General features: G+C 67.8%; 10 protein-coding genes. 4 read left to right on the plus strand and 6 right to left on the minus strand.

The annotated features are described in order from the left end of the window. Nucleotides 1–60: 60 nt before the first annotated feature. On the minus strand, nucleotides 61–1,152 hold the full coding sequence (locus tag ACJJV6_RS01545; protein WP_035752135.1) for a carbohydrate kinase family protein: 1,092 nt from the start codon (nucleotides 1,150–1,152) through the stop codon (nucleotides 61–63). 92 nt (nucleotides 1,153–1,244) lie between these two features. On the opposite strand from ACJJV6_RS01545, the gene ACJJV6_RS01550 reads away from it, so the two are divergent. From ACJJV6_RS01550 to ACJJV6_RS01565, 4 genes are all read left to right on the plus strand, one after another. Next, nucleotides 1,245–2,648, plus strand: a complete 1,404-nt coding sequence (locus ACJJV6_RS01550; protein WP_407709766.1) for a 6-phospho-beta-glucosidase — start codon at nucleotides 1,245–1,247, stop codon at nucleotides 2,646–2,648. 97 nt (nucleotides 2,649–2,745) lie between these two features. Continuing rightward, on the plus strand, nucleotides 2,746–4,011 hold the full coding sequence (gene mshA / locus ACJJV6_RS01555) for a D-inositol-3-phosphate glycosyltransferase (protein ID WP_407709767.1): 1,266 nt from the start codon (nucleotides 2,746–2,748) through the stop codon (nucleotides 4,009–4,011). Between the two features lie 109 nt (nucleotides 4,012–4,120). Further along, complete coding sequence (locus ACJJV6_RS01560) at nucleotides 4,121–5,797, plus strand: formate--tetrahydrofolate ligase (protein ID WP_407710453.1); 1,677 nt, start codon at nucleotides 4,121–4,123, stop codon at nucleotides 5,795–5,797. A 130-nt stretch (nucleotides 5,798–5,927) separates the two neighbouring features. Then, nucleotides 5,928–6,845 carry a DUF559 domain-containing protein gene (locus tag ACJJV6_RS01565; protein ID WP_407709768.1) on the plus strand — a complete coding sequence of 306 codons (918 nt, stop codon included), beginning with the start codon at nucleotides 5,928–5,930 and terminating at the stop codon, nucleotides 6,843–6,845. A 75-nt stretch (nucleotides 6,846–6,920) separates the two neighbouring features. Here ACJJV6_RS01565 and ACJJV6_RS01570 read toward each other — a convergent pair whose 3' ends face one another. The 5 genes from ACJJV6_RS01570 to glgX form a co-directional block, all read right to left on the minus strand. Next, entirely contained in the window at nucleotides 6,921–8,006 is a 1,086-nt protein-coding gene (locus ACJJV6_RS01570) for an inositol-3-phosphate synthase (protein ID WP_009357035.1), read from the minus strand. Between the two features lie 150 nt (nucleotides 8,007–8,156). Continuing rightward, entirely contained in the window at nucleotides 8,157–9,200 is a 1,044-nt protein-coding gene (gene mgrA / locus ACJJV6_RS01575; protein ID WP_009357036.1) for an L-glyceraldehyde 3-phosphate reductase, read from the minus strand. 102 nt (nucleotides 9,201–9,302) lie between these two features. Beyond that, a complete protein-coding gene (treZ, locus tag ACJJV6_RS01580) occupies nucleotides 9,303–11,072 on the minus strand; it encodes a malto-oligosyltrehalose trehalohydrolase (RefSeq protein ID WP_407709769.1) in 1,770 nt (589 codons plus the stop codon). Then, the gene (gene treY, locus ACJJV6_RS01585; RefSeq protein ID WP_407709770.1) at nucleotides 11,069–13,399 is read right to left on the minus strand and encodes a malto-oligosyltrehalose synthase; all 2,331 of its coding nucleotides are present in this window, start codon (nucleotides 13,397–13,399) and stop codon (nucleotides 11,069–11,071) included. The genes treZ and treY overlap by 4 nt, the downstream gene beginning before the upstream one ends. Further along, nucleotides 13,396–15,651 (minus strand): glycogen debranching protein GlgX, encoded by a 2,256-nt coding sequence (glgX, locus tag ACJJV6_RS01590; RefSeq protein ID WP_407709771.1) that lies wholly within the window; start codon nucleotides 15,649–15,651, stop codon nucleotides 13,396–13,398. The genes treY and glgX overlap by 4 nt, the downstream gene beginning before the upstream one ends. Nucleotides 15,652–15,681: the final 30 nt, after the last annotated feature.

Genomic DNA, 15,681 nt, shown 5'->3' on the forward strand with positions numbered 1-15,681 from the left:
CGAGGGTTTCCGGAACGCGTTGGCGCGCCGGGGCACCTGCCGGTGCGCCGCCGTCGGGCGCTAAGCGTCCGAGAGGTGTGCGATGGTGGCCGCGGCCCGGCGCTGGGCGGCGAGCGGGACGTCCTGGACGATCTCCGCCAGGAAGCCGAAGCGGCGCAGCCACTGGCTCATCTGCCGCTCCGGCCGCGCGTTGGCACGCTTCCACCAGTCGGCGATGTCCCCCCAGCCGGGGGCGGCGAGCGAGCCGCCCACTTCCTGCACCGCCAGCGAGGCGCACAGGTTCGCAAACCGTAGCCGGTTCCCCAGCGGCCAGCCGGCGAGGCTGCCCACGATGAACGCGGCGTCAAAGCAGTCACCGGCGCCGGTGGGATCGTAGGCCTTGACCGGGAGGGACGGCACCCACTCCTCCTCCCCCGTTTCCGAGTCCACCGCCATCGCACCCTGCGGGCCGAGCGTCACCACGGCAACCGGGACCCGGTCCGCCAGCGCGTACAGCGCCGTCCACGGGTCGTCCTTGCCGGTGAAAGCCATGGCCTCCCGCTGGTTGGGCAGGAACGCGTGGAAATACTGCAGGTTCTCCAGCCGGACCGGCGCCCATTCCCCGGTGGGGTCCCAGCCGACGTCACCGAAGAGCTTGACGCCCGCCTGGTGCGCGGCCTTGGCCCAGGGCTCCACCTCCACGCCCACCTCCGCGATGCCGGCGAGCGCCGGCGGCGGCGTGCCGATCAGTTCGGAGGACGTTACCGGGGCGGCGTGGCCGTGCGTCACCATGGACCGGTCCTTTTCCACGCACAGCGAGACCGTCACCGGCGAGTGCCAGCCGGGGACGCGCCGGGACAGGCTGAGGTCCACGTGTTCCTGGCTGGAGAGGATCTTCCAGTTGAAGTCCCCGTAGCCGTCGTCGCCGAATGCCGCCGCGAGGCCTGTCCGGAGTCCCAGCCGGGCCGCGGCGATGGCCTGGTTGGCAACGCCCCCGGGGCAGCTGCCCATGCCGTCGCTCCAGATTTCGGTGCCCGGTTCCGGGCCGTGCGGCAGCCCGGTGAAGATGATGTCCTGGAAGACGGTCCCGGCCAGGAGGACGTCGAACCCCGGCTCATCGGGCGACCGGACGGCAGCCAGGGGGTCGAACGGGCGGGCAGGAATGGCGTCCATGCCCGGCACGATACGCCCTGCCGCCGACATCCGGTAGGGGATGCCCGGCTTTCTGCGGTGATGCGGGAGGGCGCAGGCCTAGACTGCTGGGTATGCGGCTCCTCATTGCCGGCGGCGGCGGGTTCCGGGTGCCGCTGGTCTACCGGGCACTGGCTTCCGGCCGTTTCGCCGGGCTGGTCAGCGAACTGGTTCTCTACGACGTCGACCCCTCCCGCCTGGCCGCCGTCACCGCCGTGCTCCGCAGCATGCCCGGACCGGGGGCAGGCCCTCCGGTCCGTGCCACCACCAGCCTGCCGGACGCGCTGGCCGGAACGCAGATGGTGTTCGCGGCGGTCCGGCCGGGCGGCACCGCGGGCCGGGTGGCGGATGAGAAGGTGGCCCAGGACCTCGGGCTGCTAGGCCAGGAGACCACGGGCGCCGGCGGCATTTCCTACGCCCTGCGCACCATTCCGCACATGCTCGGGCTGGCCCGGCAGATGAGGGAACACAGCCCGGAGGCCTGGCTGATCAACTTCACCAACCCGGCCGGCATGGTCACCGAAGCGCTGGTTCCGGTGCTCGGTTCCAGGGTCATCGGAATCTGCGATTCGGCGGGCGGGCTGGTGCAGCGGGCGGCGCGGGCTGCTGGCGTGGCGCTGCCGGATGGCCGGCTCGACGGCGTGGGCTACTACGGGCTGAACCACCTGGGCTGGCTGTACCGGCTGGAGTCCGGCGGCCGCGACGTCCTGCCTGGCCTGCTCGCTGATCCCCGGGCGCTGCAGTCCTTCGAGGAGGGCCGGCTTTTTCCGCAGCCCTTCCTGGCCGGGCTGGGCGCGCTTCCCAATGAGTACCTCTACTACTATTACCGGCTGGACGACGCGCGGCGGGCGATGCGGGCCATGCCCGTCACGCGCGGGGAGTCCATCCACCTGCAGCAGCAGGAGCTGTATCCGCGGCTGGCTGCCGCCGGCACTGATGCGTACCGGCTGTGGGAAGAGGCGCGCCGCTCGCGCGAGGAGGGCTACCTGGCCGAGGCCCGGGCTAATGGCGAACAGCGGGACGAGGATGACCTGGCCGGCGGTGGCTATGAGCGCGTTGCGCTGGCAGCAATGCGCGCCCTGTCCGGCGCCGGGGACACCCAGCTGATCCTGAACACGCGCAACTCCCTGCCCGCCGCTTCCAACGCCGCTACGGCTGAAGCACCCCCCGCTCGGGCCGCCATTCCCGGGCCGCCGGCGGACGCCGTCGTCGAACTTCCCTGCACGGTGACCCCCGACGGCGCGCTGCCGCTGGCCCAGGCGGAACCGGGGAAAGAGCAGCTGGGGCTGCTCCGCCGGGTCAAGGAGGTGGAACGGCTCACGGTCCTGGCGGCAACGGAGGGCACCCGGGACGCTGCCCTGGCGGCGTTCGCGCGTCATCCCCTGGTTGATTCGCCGGACCTGGCCTCGGATCTGCTCGCCGGGTACGAACACGCCTTTCCTGCGCTGCGGAAATTGTGGGGCGGGGGCGCCGCCTGACACACAACGGCGGGCGTTAAGGGTAGGGAGTAGTGTTTTATCGAACGCCCAATGATCCGGCGCGCACAGTACGAGCCGGCGGCCGGAAGGAGGTCCCGTGGCATTGATCCGCAGGGTCGCTTTACTCTCCCTCCACACCTCCCCCATGGAGCAGCCGGGGTCCGGTGACGCGGGCGGCATGAACGTCTACATCCGCGAACTCGCGTCCGCCCTCGCCGAGGCAGGCGTTGAGGTGGAGATCTTCACCCGAGCCACCTCCGCAGGCCAGCCCGCCGTCGAGCACCCCGATCCCGGTGTCTGCGTGCACAACGTCCTGGCCGGGCCGCCCCGGAAGATTCCCAAGGAGGAACTTCCCGGACTCCTGCACCAGATGGTGGCCGAGATCGAACAGATCCGCCGCCGGCAGCCGCACGGCCGGTATGACGTCATCCACTCCCACTACTGGGTGTCCGGGATCGCCGGCCTGGAGCTGTCCGAGCTGTGGGGCGTTCCGCTGGTCCACACCATGCACACCATGGCCAAGGTGAAGAACCTGCTGCTGGAGTCCGGCGAGCAGCCCGAGCCGCGGCGGCGCGAGCTGGGCGAGCACCGGATTGTGGACGGGGCGGCGCGGCTGATCGCCAACACCAGTTCCGAGGCCGCGGAACTGGTGTCCCACTACGGCGCCACGTACGACCGGATCGACATCGCCCCGCCCGGCGTTGATCTGGGCACCTTCACGCCGGCGTTCCGGGCCCGGTCCCGGGCCAACCGGGGCATCGGTCCCGGCACCTTCCACCTCCTGTTCGCCGGCCGCATCCAGCGGCTGAAGGGCCCCCATGTCCTGGTCAAGGCCGCGGCCTTGCTGCGGCACCGGCGCCCGGACATCGACCTGCGGCTCACCATCCTGGGCTCCCTGAGCGGGAACAAGGAGTTCAACCTGCGCCGGTGGATCTCCGAAGCGGGAATGGACGACGTCGTCACGCAGCTTCCGCCGGTCAAGGCACCGGAGCTTGCTGAATGGTTCCGGGCGGCGGACGTTGTGGTGATGCCGTCCTTCAGCGAATCCTTCGGCCTGGTGGCGCTGGAAGCCCAGGCCTGCGGCACTCCGGTGGTGGCCACCCGGGTGGGCGGGCTCTCCCGGGCAATCTTCCACGGCCGCACCGGGCTGCTCGTTGACGGGCACCATGCCGCGGACTGGGCCGACGCCCTGGAGGCCCTCTACGACGATCCCGCCACCCGGGAGGACATGGGGCGGGCCGCCGCCATCCGCGCCCAGAACTCCGGCTGGTCCCGCACCGCCGCCATCACGCTCGAAAGCTACCACGCCGCCGTCGAGCATCACGTGGGGCACCGGCTGGCGCCGGCCGTCCCGGCGTCCTGAGGGACCCCGCGTTCTGGCGGGCACGGCGTCGCAAGGGATCCCGGCGCGGCCGGGGCTTGGGCCGGCATTCCCGGGGTACGTTACCTGTGACGCACAGGAAAGGACGATGATGTCTGACTTCCCCTCCGACCTTGAAATAGCACGCGCCGCGCGGATCCGGCCGATTCCTGAAATCGCTGCCGCCGCGGGGATCAACGCCGACGCGGTGGAGCTCTATGGCCGGTTCAAGGCGAAGATCGACCCCGCCCGGCTGGACGCCCCGCCGCCGGCCGGGAAGGTGGTGCTGGTTTCGGCCATGTCCCCCACCCCTGCGGGCGAGGGGAAATCCACCACCACTGTCGGCCTCGCCGACTCGTTGGCCCGGGCCGGGCACAAGGTGATGATCGCGCTCCGGGAACCGTCGCTGGGCCCGGTCCTGGGCATGAAGGGCGGTGCCACCGGCGGCGGGCTGTCCCAGGTCCTGCCCATGGATGAGATCAACCTGCACTTCACTGGCGACTTCCACGCGATCACGTCGGCCAACAACGCCCTGATGGCGCTGGTGGACAACCACATCTACCAGGGCAACGCCTTGAACATCGATCCCCGGCGGATGACCTTCAAACGGGTCCTGGACATGAACGACCGGGCTTTGCGTGAAGTGGTGATCGGACTCGGCGGGCCCTCCCAGGGGGTTCCCCGGCAGGACGGTTTCGATATCACCGTGGCGTCCGAGATCATGGCCGTCTTCTGCCTGGCCTCGGACCTCACTGACCTCCGCGAGCGCCTGGGCAGGATCACCTTCGGCTACACCTACGACCGCGCTCCCGTGACCGTGGCCGACCTCGGCGTGCAGGGGGCACTCACACTGCTCCTGAAGGAAGCCATCAAGCCCAACCTGGTGCAGACCATCGCCGGCACGCCGGCCCTGGTCCACGGTGGTCCGTTTGCCAACATTGCGCACGGCTGCAACTCGCTCATCGCCACCCAGACTGCCCGGCGGCTGGCGGACATCGTGGTGACCGAGGCCGGCTTCGGCGCCGACCTGGGCGCCGAGAAGTTCATGGACATCAAGGCGCGGACCGCTGGTTTGGCACCGTCCGCCGTCGTGGTGGTGGCCACGGTGCGGGCGCTGAAGATGCAGGGCGGGATGGCCAAGGACCAGCTGACCCGTCCGGACCTCGCAGCGCTCGAGGCCGGAGTGCCCAACCTGCGCAGGCACCTGCGGAACGTGGAGAAGTTCGGGGTTACTCCCATCGTGGCCATCAATAAATTCGGCCTTGATTCACAGGAGGAGCTGGACTGGCTGCTGGCCTGGTGCGCTGCTGAGGGAGTGCACGCTGCTGTCGCTGATGTGTGGGGGCGCGGCGGTGGCGGGGACGGCGGGGACGAGCTCGCGGCCCTGGTGGCACGCGTGGTGGCGGGGCCGAACAGTTTCCGGCACCTGTACCCGCTGGAGCTGTCTGTGGAGGACAAGATCCGGACCATCGTGCAGGAGATCTACGGGGCGGACGGCGTCGACTTTTCCGTGCCGGCGCTGAAGCGGCTGGCCGACATCGAGCGGAACGGCTGGTCCGGGCTGCCGGTGTGCATGGCGAAGACCCAGTACTCCTTCACCGACGACGCCTCCCGGCTCGGCGCCCCGAAGGGTTTCACCATCCACGTGCGTGACCTGCTGCCCAAGACCGGCGCGGGTTTCATTGTGGCGCTCACGGGTGCGGTGATGACCATGCCCGGCCTCCCGGCCGTCCCCGCGGCCCTGCGCATGGACGTGGACGACGCTGGCAACCCGGTCGGCCTCACCTAACCCCGCCTCCCCCCGTTGCTCTATCAGTTGTGGTCCCTAAAGCAGGGGTTTGGGGACCACAACTGATAGAGCAACAGGGGGTGTGGATAAGTTCTGCGAGGGTTGGCCGCCCCGGGTAAGAATGTTTCGCATGCGCCCCGTGCAACCGTTACCCGTTCACCTCAGGTCAGCTCCCTTCACTGTCCGCGAGGCGCGTGCGGCGAGCCTGAGCCCAGGGAGGCTCCGCTCATCGGATCTCGCATCCGGTGGACGTCTGCTGTATATGCCGTCGGGTTGGGAGTTTGAGTTGCCTGCCATGGCGCGGGCCCTGTCGGCTGCGACCCCCGGTGCCTGGATTTCCCACCTCACCGCAGCTGTCCTTTTCGGTTTGTGGCTTCCTGCCTGGTTTCAGGACTGCCGTGAGCTGCACCTGAGCAAGCCCAGAGCACTGCCACCAGTGCGCCGTGAGGGCGTGGTGGGCCATACCGTACTTGCTTTCGCGGACGAGGTGGTGTTCTGGGAGGGCACTTGGATTTCCACTCCAGCGCGAACGTGGCTTGACCTGGCCCGGCTTGTTCCGCTTGAGGACCTTGTTGCTGTCGGTGACCAATTGGTTCGCCAGCCGCGGCCCGGATTGGAAGTACGGGCGGAGCCTTGGTCCAGTCTTCCGGAGCTGCAGCGGATGCTGACCCGGCACCCGAAGCTGCAGGGCATCGTCAAGGCACGCGCCGCCGTCCACCTTATTCGCGCTGGCGCGGACTCTGCCCCTGAGACGTTTTTGCGGCTGGCTCTGACGGAGGCGGGACTGCCGGAGCCTGAATTGCAGATGCGTATCGTGCAGGATGACCCCTATTCACCTGCCGCCGATATGGGTTACCGCCGGCAGCGCGTTGCCATACAGTACGACGGCGGCCATCACCTGACACGGGAACAGCAGTCACGCGACAATCGGCGGGATGCATATTTTCACTCAGCCGGGTGGAAGTACTTCAAGTTCAATGCCGACGACCTGGCCCAAAACTTCCGCCGTGCCGTAGGGCAGGTCCGCGCCGCCCTCCGCGAGCCTTAAACAGCGTTGCTCTATCACTCTTGGTCCCCAGACCGGGGTTTTAGGGACCAAAAGTGATAGAGCAACGGAAGGGGGTTAGCGCTCCAGGTCGCCGCGGATGAAGGCTTCCACCTTTTCGCGGGCGAGGTCGTCGTTGAACTGCTCCGGCGGCGACTTCATGAAGTAGCTCGAGGCGGAGAGCAGCGGGCCGCCGATGCCGCGGTCCAGGCCGATCTTGGCGGCTCGGATGGCGTCGATGATCACGCCGGCGGAGTTGGGCGAGTCCCAGACCTCCAGCTTGTACTCCAGCGAGACGGGGGCGTCACCGAAGTTGCGGCCCTCGAGGCGGACGAACGCCCACTTGCGGTCGTCGAGCCACTGGACGTAGTCGGACGGTCCGATGTGGACGTCCTTCGCTGCCAGCTCGGCCTCGACGTTGGAAGTGACGGCCTGGGTCTTGGAGATCTTCTTGGACTCCAGGCGGTCGCGTTCCAGCATGTTCTTGAAGTCCATGTTGCCGCCAACGTTCAGCTGGTACGTGCGGTCCAGGGTGACGCCGCGGTCCTCGAACAGCTTGGCCATGACGCGGTGCGTGATGGTGGCACCGATCTGGCTCTTGATGTCGTCACCCACGATCGGCACACCGGCAGCGGTGAACTTGTCAGCCCACTCCTTGGTGCCGGCGATGAAGACGGGCAGGGCGTTGACGAAGGCGACGCCGGCGTCGATGGCAGCCTGGGCGTAGAACTCGGCAGCATCCTGGGAACCGACGGGCAGGTAGCAGACCAGGACGTCAACCTTGGCGTCCTTGAGGGCCTGGACCACGTCCACGGGCTCTTCGGTGGACTCCTCGATGGTCTCGAGGTAGTACTTGCCCAGGCCGTCCAGGGTGTGGCCGCGCTGGACGGTAACGCCAGTGGGCGGCACGTCGGCGATCTTGATGGTGTTGTTTTCGCTGGCCAGGATGGCGTCGGCCAGGTCGTGCCCGACCTTCTTGCCGTCGACGTCGAACGCGGCGACGAATTCAACATCACCCACGTGGTACTGGCCGAACTCAACGTGCATCAGGCCCGGGATGGTGGTGTTGGGGTCGGCATCCTTGTAGTACTGGACGCCCTGAACCAGCGAAGCGGCGCAGTTGCCTACGCCGACGATGGCAACACGGATCGGATGTGAAGACACGGAACTCCTTTGAGGACAAAACGTCAGCCGGCCGGGGTGCGTCGGGGAGGATCGCGACGGCGGCCGGCTGGTACGGCGCCGCGCGGCGCCTTTTCATAGTACCCAACAGCGCGGGACGGGGCATTGTTCCCACGTCCCGCGCTTCAACAATCAGGAAACCGGCTGCTTCCACAGGTTGATGTCCGATTCGACGGCGAATTCGTCGATCGCCGTCAGCTCCTCGGACGTGAAGTCCAGGTTGTTGATGGCGGCCAGCGAGTCCTCCAGCTGGCGGACGCTGGACGCGCCGATAAGCGCAGACGTGACCGGGGAGCCCTTGGGCTGGTCGCGCAGGATCCAGGCGATGGCCATCTGCGCCAGCGACTGTCCCCGGCCTTCGGCGATGGCGTGGAGCCCGCGGATCCGGTCCAGTTTCTCGTCCGTGATGGCGTCCTCGGACAGGAAACGGGCCTTGGCGGCGCGCGAGTCGGCGGGAATGCCGTTGAGGTATCGGTTGGTCAGCATGCCCTGGGCCAGGGGCGAGAAGGCGATGGACCCGGCCCCCACCTGGTCGAGGACCTCGTAGAGGTTGGGCGAACCGTCTTCGGTCCAGCGGTTCAGCATGGAGTAGCTGGGCTGATGGATCAGCAGCGGCGTCCCCAGTTCCTTCAGGATCCGTGCGGCCTCGATGGTCTGCTCCGGCGTGTAGGAGGAGATACCGGCGTAGAGGGCCTTTCCGGAGCGGACGGCGTGGTCCAGGGCCCCCATGGTCTCCTCCATCGGGGTTTCCGGATCGGGCCGGTGGCTGTAGAAGATGTCCACGTAGTCCAGGCCCATCCGCTGCAGGGACTGGTCCAGGCTGGAGATGAGGTATTTGCGGGACCCCCATTCGCCGTAGGGCCCGGGCCACATGTAGTACCCGGCCTTGGTGGAGATGACCAGCTCGTCACGGTAGGGCTTGAAGTCGTCCTGCAGGTGCCGGCCGAAGTTGGTCTCGGCGGAGCCGTCCGGCGGGCCGTAGTTGTTGGCAAGGTCGAAGTGGTTGACGCCGAGGTCGAACGCGCGGCGGAGGATGGCGCGCTGTTCGTCAAAGCGCTTGTCGTCACCGAAGTTGTGCCACAGGCCCAGCGAGATGGCTGGAAGCTTCAGGCCGCTGCGGCCGACACGTCGGTAGGGCATGGAATCGTAGCGGTCCCCCGCTGCAGAAAAAGTCATACATTCCATCCTGCCAGCTGTGACCCCGGTAACAGGACAACGAGGGAAAGTTACGCCGCGGGCTGACAACAGCCGGCCCGCGGCGCCGCTTTAGTCCATCACTCAGGACTTGAGGATTGCTGCGCTCCACGGCGCCAGGGCCAGGGACTCGCCCTCCAGGCCTGACGCCTCGTCGGTTGCCAGCAGGACAGACCCGGCGGCCCCGTCCAGCCGGATCTTCGCGTCGGAGAAGTTGACCAGCACCTCGACGCTGCCGCGGCGGAACCGCAGCCAGCGCTCGTCGTCGTCGAACGCCACGTCCGTTTCCGCAAACCCCAGCCCGGCCAGCTCGGTGTGCTGGCGCCGCAGCGAGGTCAGCTGCCGGTACAGGTCCAGCAGCCGCGAGTGGTCGCCGGTGGCGGCCTCGTCCCAGTCCAGCCTGGACCGGCGGAAGGTTTCCGGATCCTGGGGATCGGGCACGACGGCGGGATCCCACCCCATGCGCTCGAACTCCCTGATGCGCCCTTCCGCGGTGGCCTTGCCGAGCTCGGGTTCCGGGTGCGACGTGAAGAACTGCCACGGCGTGGAGGCACCCCATTCCTCCCCCATGAACAGCATGGGCGTGAACGGCGAGGTGAGCGTGAGCACCGCGGCGACAGCCAGCTGCCCGTGGGACAACGACTGCGAGAGCCTGTCCCCCGTGGCCCGGTTGCCGATCTGGTCGTGGTTCTGGTTGCAGACCACCAGCGCCGCGGGATGCACCAGGGCGGTGTTGATGGGCCTGCCGTGGTGCCGGCCGCGGAAGCTGGAGTAGCTGCCGTCATGCAGGAACCCGTCCTTCAGCACCTTGGCGAGCACGGCCAGGGAGTCGAAGTCGGAGTAGTACCCGGTGGTTTCGCCGCTGACGTTCACGTGGACGGCGTGGTGGAAGTCGTCGCTCCACTGCCCCGCCAGCCCGTAGCCGTTGGCATCCCGCGGATAGAGCAGGCGCGGGTTGTTCAGGTCCGATTCGGCGATGAGCGTCTTGGGCAGCCCCGTTTCCGCGGCCACGGCATCGCCCAGGGCGCCGAGTTCCTCGAGGAGGTGCACGGCGCGCTCGTCCCGGAAGGCGTGCACGGCGTCCAGTCGGAGCCCGTCCACGCGGTAGTCCCGCAGCCACAGGGCGGCGTTCTCCAGGATGTATTCGCGCACCACGTCCGAGCCGGCACCGTCCAGGTTCAGGGAATCGCCCCAGGTGTTGGCGTCCCCCTGCTTCAGGTAGGGGCCGAATTTGGGCAGGTAGTTGCCGCTGGGTCCGAGGTGGTTGTAGACCACGTCCTGGATGACGCCCAGCCCGGCCGCGTGGGCGGCGTCGACGAACCGCTGGTACGCGGCCGGTCCGCCGTAGCCCTCATGGACGGTGTACCACTGCACACCGTCGTAGCCCCAGTTGTGGGTTCCGTTGAACCCGTTGACGGGCAGCAGTTCCACGAAGTCGATGCCCAGCCCGGCCAGGTAGCCCAGCTTTTCCGCCGCGGCGTCCAGGGTCCCGGCAGGCGTGAAGGTGCCCACGTGGAGTTCGTAGATCACCGCGCCTGTCAGGTCATTGCCGCGCCAGCCGGAGTCCTGCCAGGCGTAGGAGGCGGGATCGAATGTCCTGGACAGCTCATGGACGCCCGACGGAAGCCGGCGGGACCGGGGGTCGGGCAGGGGCTTGCTGTCCCCGTCCAGCAGGTAGCCGTAGTCCACCTCGCCCTGGGCGGGGGCGCCGGGGGCGGTCCACCACCCTTCGGAGCCGGGCGCCGTCTCCTTTTTCTGCATCGGGTACTCCCGGCCACCGGCCAGCAGGACCACGGACCCGGCCTCCGGCGCCCACACATCGAAGCGTTCGGGACCGTCATTGACGAGGGTCATGCCTTCTCTCCATCCACCGGAACCAGCAAAGCCACGGGGTAGGTACCCAGGACATCCGCCACCAAAACGGGTCCGGGCCCGAAGGCGGTGCCGGTGAGCTCGTCACGCATCGGAGCGCGAAGTTCGACGGCGGTGTCCCGCCAGCCGCCGCCTGCTTCCAGTCCGGCGGGAAGCCGGGTGGCCAGGGTCACCGCTCCGGGCGAAGCTTCCGACGTGCCGCGGGAAAACGCCAGCAGATGGCGGGCTGCGGCTCCGGAGGCAGTCACCGGGGTGTAGCCCTGGAACAGTTCCGGCCGGTCCCTGCGCAGTCGGAGTGCCCGCGCGGTGGCCAGGAGCTTGCTGGCTTCCGTCCCCGCGTCCGGCAACGTCCCGCCGTCGATCCTTGCCAGTTCTTCGCGGCGGAGCGCAAAGTCGACGGGCCGCCGGTTGTCCGGGTCCGTCAAGGACCGCTCCCAGAACTCGCTGCCCTGGTAGACATCCGGCACGCCCGGCATGGTGAGCTGGACCAGTTTTGCCGACAGTGAGTTGGAGGCGGCATAGGCGTCGATCCGCGCCACGAACTCCGCCACGGCCTGGTTGACGCGGGGGTTATCGAACGCCGCGTCCACGGCCGCCTTCACCGCGGACTCAAAGTCCTCGTTGGGCTCCGTCCACGTGGTGGAGTTGCCGGCCTCGCGGGCGGCCTTTTCGGCGTACCCCTGGAGCCGTTCCCGGCTGGCGGGCCAGGCGCCGACGATGGCCTGCCAGAGCAGGTTCTCGTACGGGCCGTCCGGCACCGGCGCCAGCTCGCGCAGGGTGTCCAGCGTGGCGGTCCACTCCTGCGGCAGCTCGGCGATCACGGAGATCCGGGCCCGCGCGTCCTCGCTGCGCTTGGTGTCGTGCGTGGACATGGTGGTCATCGACAGCGGCAGGTCCTGCTGCCGACGGCGCATCCGGTGGTGGAACTCGTCCGGCGTAACCGCGAACTCGGTGGGTTCGGCACCCACCTCGGTCAGGGTTCCCAAACGGGTGTAGCGGTAGAACGCGGTGTCCTCCACGCCCTTGGCCATCACCATGCCGGAGGTCTGCTGGAACCGGACCGCAATCGGGTTTGAGGGGTCCAGCAGCAGCGGCAGGAGGGTTCCCACGGCAACGGCGAGATCCGGCCGGTGTTCGGCCGCGGACTCGCACGCTTCCTTGAGGACCTCGGCGCCGGTGGGCAGGTAGGTGCGGTAGACCGGGAAGGAGGCGATGATCTCCGCGATGGCATCCGCCGCCTGGTCCTGGGGCAGGCCGTAGGATTCCGGCACCAGCCGGGCCAGGCGCAGCACCTCGGAACGCAGGATGCCGTCGGCGATCATGCGCTTGGTTCCGCGGATCATCCGGGCATAGTCTGCCGATTCCGGTGCCCCGCGCAGGTCCGCGTCCAGCCGGTCCAGGGCGGCCTGGCCGGCCGGGTCCACGAATACGCGGTCCACGTCAGCCAGGGCGTCGTAGCCGGTGGTGCCTTCGCAGGCGAAGTCACCGGGCAGGACCTCGCCCGGCTCCAGGATCTTTTCCACCAGGACATAAGCCCCGCCGGTGAGGTCCTTGAGCCAGCGGAGGTAACCGGCCGGATCGGCCAGTCCGTCCGGGTGGTCCACCCGGAGTCCGTCCACCAGTCCCTCACGGAACCAGCGGCCCACCTCGGCATGGGCTTCCTCGAAGACCTTGGGGTCCTCGACCCGGATGCCCGCCAGGGTGGTGACGGCGAAGAAGCGGCGGTAGTTGAGCTCGGCATCCGCGCGGCGCCAGCCCATCAGCTCGTAGTGCTGCCGGCTGTGGACCTCCTGCGGGGAGTCGCCCTCCGTGTAGGTGCCCGGAGCAAGCGGGAAGCGGTGGTCGTAGTAGCGGAGCTCGCCGTCCACCACTTCCAGCTTGTCCAGGTCCTCATCAGAACCGAGCATGGGCAGCCGGATCTTGCCGCCGCCGAGGTCCCAGTCGACGTCGAACGCTTCCGCGTACGGTGAGCCGCGGCCCTCCCGGAGCAGCGACCACCACCAGGGGTTCTGCGGCGGTGAGGCAACCCCCACGTGGTTGGGCACGATGTCCACCAGAACGCCCATGCCGTGCTCGCGGGCTGCCTTGGACAGTGCCAGCAGTCCCTCCGGGCCGCCGCGGGCGGGGTCAACGGCGGAGGGGTCGGTCACGTCGTAGCCGTGGTCCGAGCCCTGCTCCGCGGTGAGGATGGGTGAGAGGTACACCCAGTCCACACCCAGCGATTTCAGGTACGGAACCTGCTCGGCGGCATCAAACAGCGTGAAACTGCTGCGGATCTGCAGCCGGTATGTGGATGCGGGGGCCCTCACTTTTTCGCAGCCTTCCGCTCCCCCACCTTGGTGGTCTTACCGGGTTCCGCCACTGCGGGGGTGCTGATGGTTTCCGTCTCGCTGCTGGACGTCTGGGTCAGCGCGGCGAGGGAGGCGGCTACGGAGTGGTCCGGCTCGACTTCCTCAACGGTGTGGGCGCGCAGGACCATCAGGGACTTGGCTTCAACCGGCAGCGGCTGCCCGGCGGGAACCGGCTCAGTGTCGGCGTTCTGCCCGGCAGTGTCAATGATGATGTCCCAGGCCGGAGCGTACTCGTCTGAAGGCAGCGTGAACTTGACGGTGTCATCGTGGGCGTTGAAGAACAGCAGGAAGCTCACGTCGGTGATCCTGCGTCCACGGGTGTCCTTGCCCTGGATGCCGTCCCCGTTCAGGAAGACGCCCACGGAGCGGCCGAACCCGCTGTCCCAGGCTTCGGGTTTCATCGTTTCGCCGGACGGGTCCAGCCATACGATGTCCGGCAGCCGTTCGCCTTCTCCCCGAAGGACAGGCCGTCCGTCGAAGAAGCGGCTGCGGCGGAAGGTGGGGTGCTTGGCGCGGAGCGCGTTCACGGCGGCCGTGAACTCGATCAGCGGCTGGTCGATGCTGTCCCAGTTGATCCAGGTCAGCTCGGAGTCCTGGCAGTAGCCGTTGTTGTTGCCCTGCTGGGTGCGGCCCAGCTCGTCGCCGTGCAGGAGCATGGGCACGCCCTGGGACAGGAGCAGCGAGGCGATGAAGTTCCGTTGCTGGCGGGCACGCAGCGCGAGCACCTTTGGATCATCCGTGGGGCCTTCGGCACCGCAGTTCCAGGACCGGTTGTGGGACTCGCCGTCGTTGTTGCCCTCCCCGTTGGCGTCGTTGTGCTTCTCGTTGTAGGACACCAGGTCCGCAAGCGTGAAGCCGTCATGGGCCGTGACGAAGTTGATGGAGGCAACAGGGCGGCGGCCGGAGTGCTCGTAGAGGTCCGCCGAGCCGGTGATGCGGGAGGCGAATTCGCCAAGCGTGGCGGGCTCGCCGCGCCAGAAGTCGCGGACGGTGTCGCGGTACTTCCCGTTCCATTCGGTCCACTGCGGCGGGAAGTTGCCCACCTGGTAGCCGCCGGGTCCAACGTCCCAGGGCTCGGCAATGAGCTTGACCTGGGAAACTACCGGGTCCTGCTGGATGAGTTCGAAGAAGGTGGACAGCTTGTCCACGTCATAGAATTCGCGGGCCAGGGTGGAGGCGAGGTCGAAGCGGAAGCCGTCCACGTGCATCTCGGTGACCCAGTAGCGCAGCGAGTCCATGATCAGCTGCAGGGAATGCGGGTGCCGGACGTTCAGCGAGTTGCCGGTGCCCGTGTAGTCCATGTAGTGCTTTTCGTCGCCCTCCATCAGCCGGTAGTAGGCGGCGTTGTCAATGCCCTTGAAGGACAGCGTGGGGCCCAGGTGGTTGCCTTCGGCGGTGTGGTTGTAGACCACGTCGAGGATGACCTCGATGCCCGCCTTGTGCAGCGAGCGGACCATGGCCTTGAAGTCCTGGACCTGCATGCCGGTATCGCCGGTGGAGCTGTAGGTGTTCTGGGGAGCGAAAAAGCCGATGGTGTTGTAGCCCCAGTAGTTGTTCAGGCCCTTGTCCTCAAGGGTGCCGTCATTGACGAACTGGTGGACCGGCATGAGCTCGATGGCGGTCACGCCGAGCTTCTGCAAGTGGGAAATGACGGCGGGATGCGCCACGCCGGCGTAGGTTCCGCGCTGTTCCTCGGGCACGTCCGGGTGCAGCTGGGTGAGGCCCTTGACATGGGCCTCGTAGATGACGGACTGGTGGTAGGGGATGCGCAGCTGCTGGTCGCCCTCCCAGTCGAAGAACGGGTTGATGACGACGCCCATCATCATGTGCTTGGCGGAGTCCGCGTTGTTGACGGAGTCAGGCTCGCCCAGGTTGTAGGTGAACAGCGCCGGGTCCCAGTCGATCTGGCCGTGGATGGCCTTGGCATAGGGATCCAGCAGGAGCTTGTTCGGGTTGAACCTGTTGCCCGAGGCGGGGTCGTAGGTTCCGTGCACGCGGTAGCCGTACTTCTGGCCGGGCTGGACCTGCGGGATGTAGCAGTGCCACACGTAGCCGTCCACTTCGTCCAGCGTGATGCGGGTTTCCTTGCCGTCGTCGTCGAAGAGGCACAGTTCCACTTTTTCTGCTCGTTCGCTGAACAGGGCAAAGTTAGTGCCGGTGCCGTTGTAGGTGGCGCCAAGCGGATAAGCCGATCCGGGCCAGACTTCCATAATGCTCCTCATCGTTGGTCGGCAGCGGTA

Source organism: Arthrobacter nitrophenolicus (genome assembly GCF_045833485.1).
In the GTDB taxonomy this organism is placed as follows: domain Bacteria; phylum Actinomycetota; class Actinomycetes; order Actinomycetales; family Micrococcaceae; genus Arthrobacter; species Arthrobacter nitrophenolicus.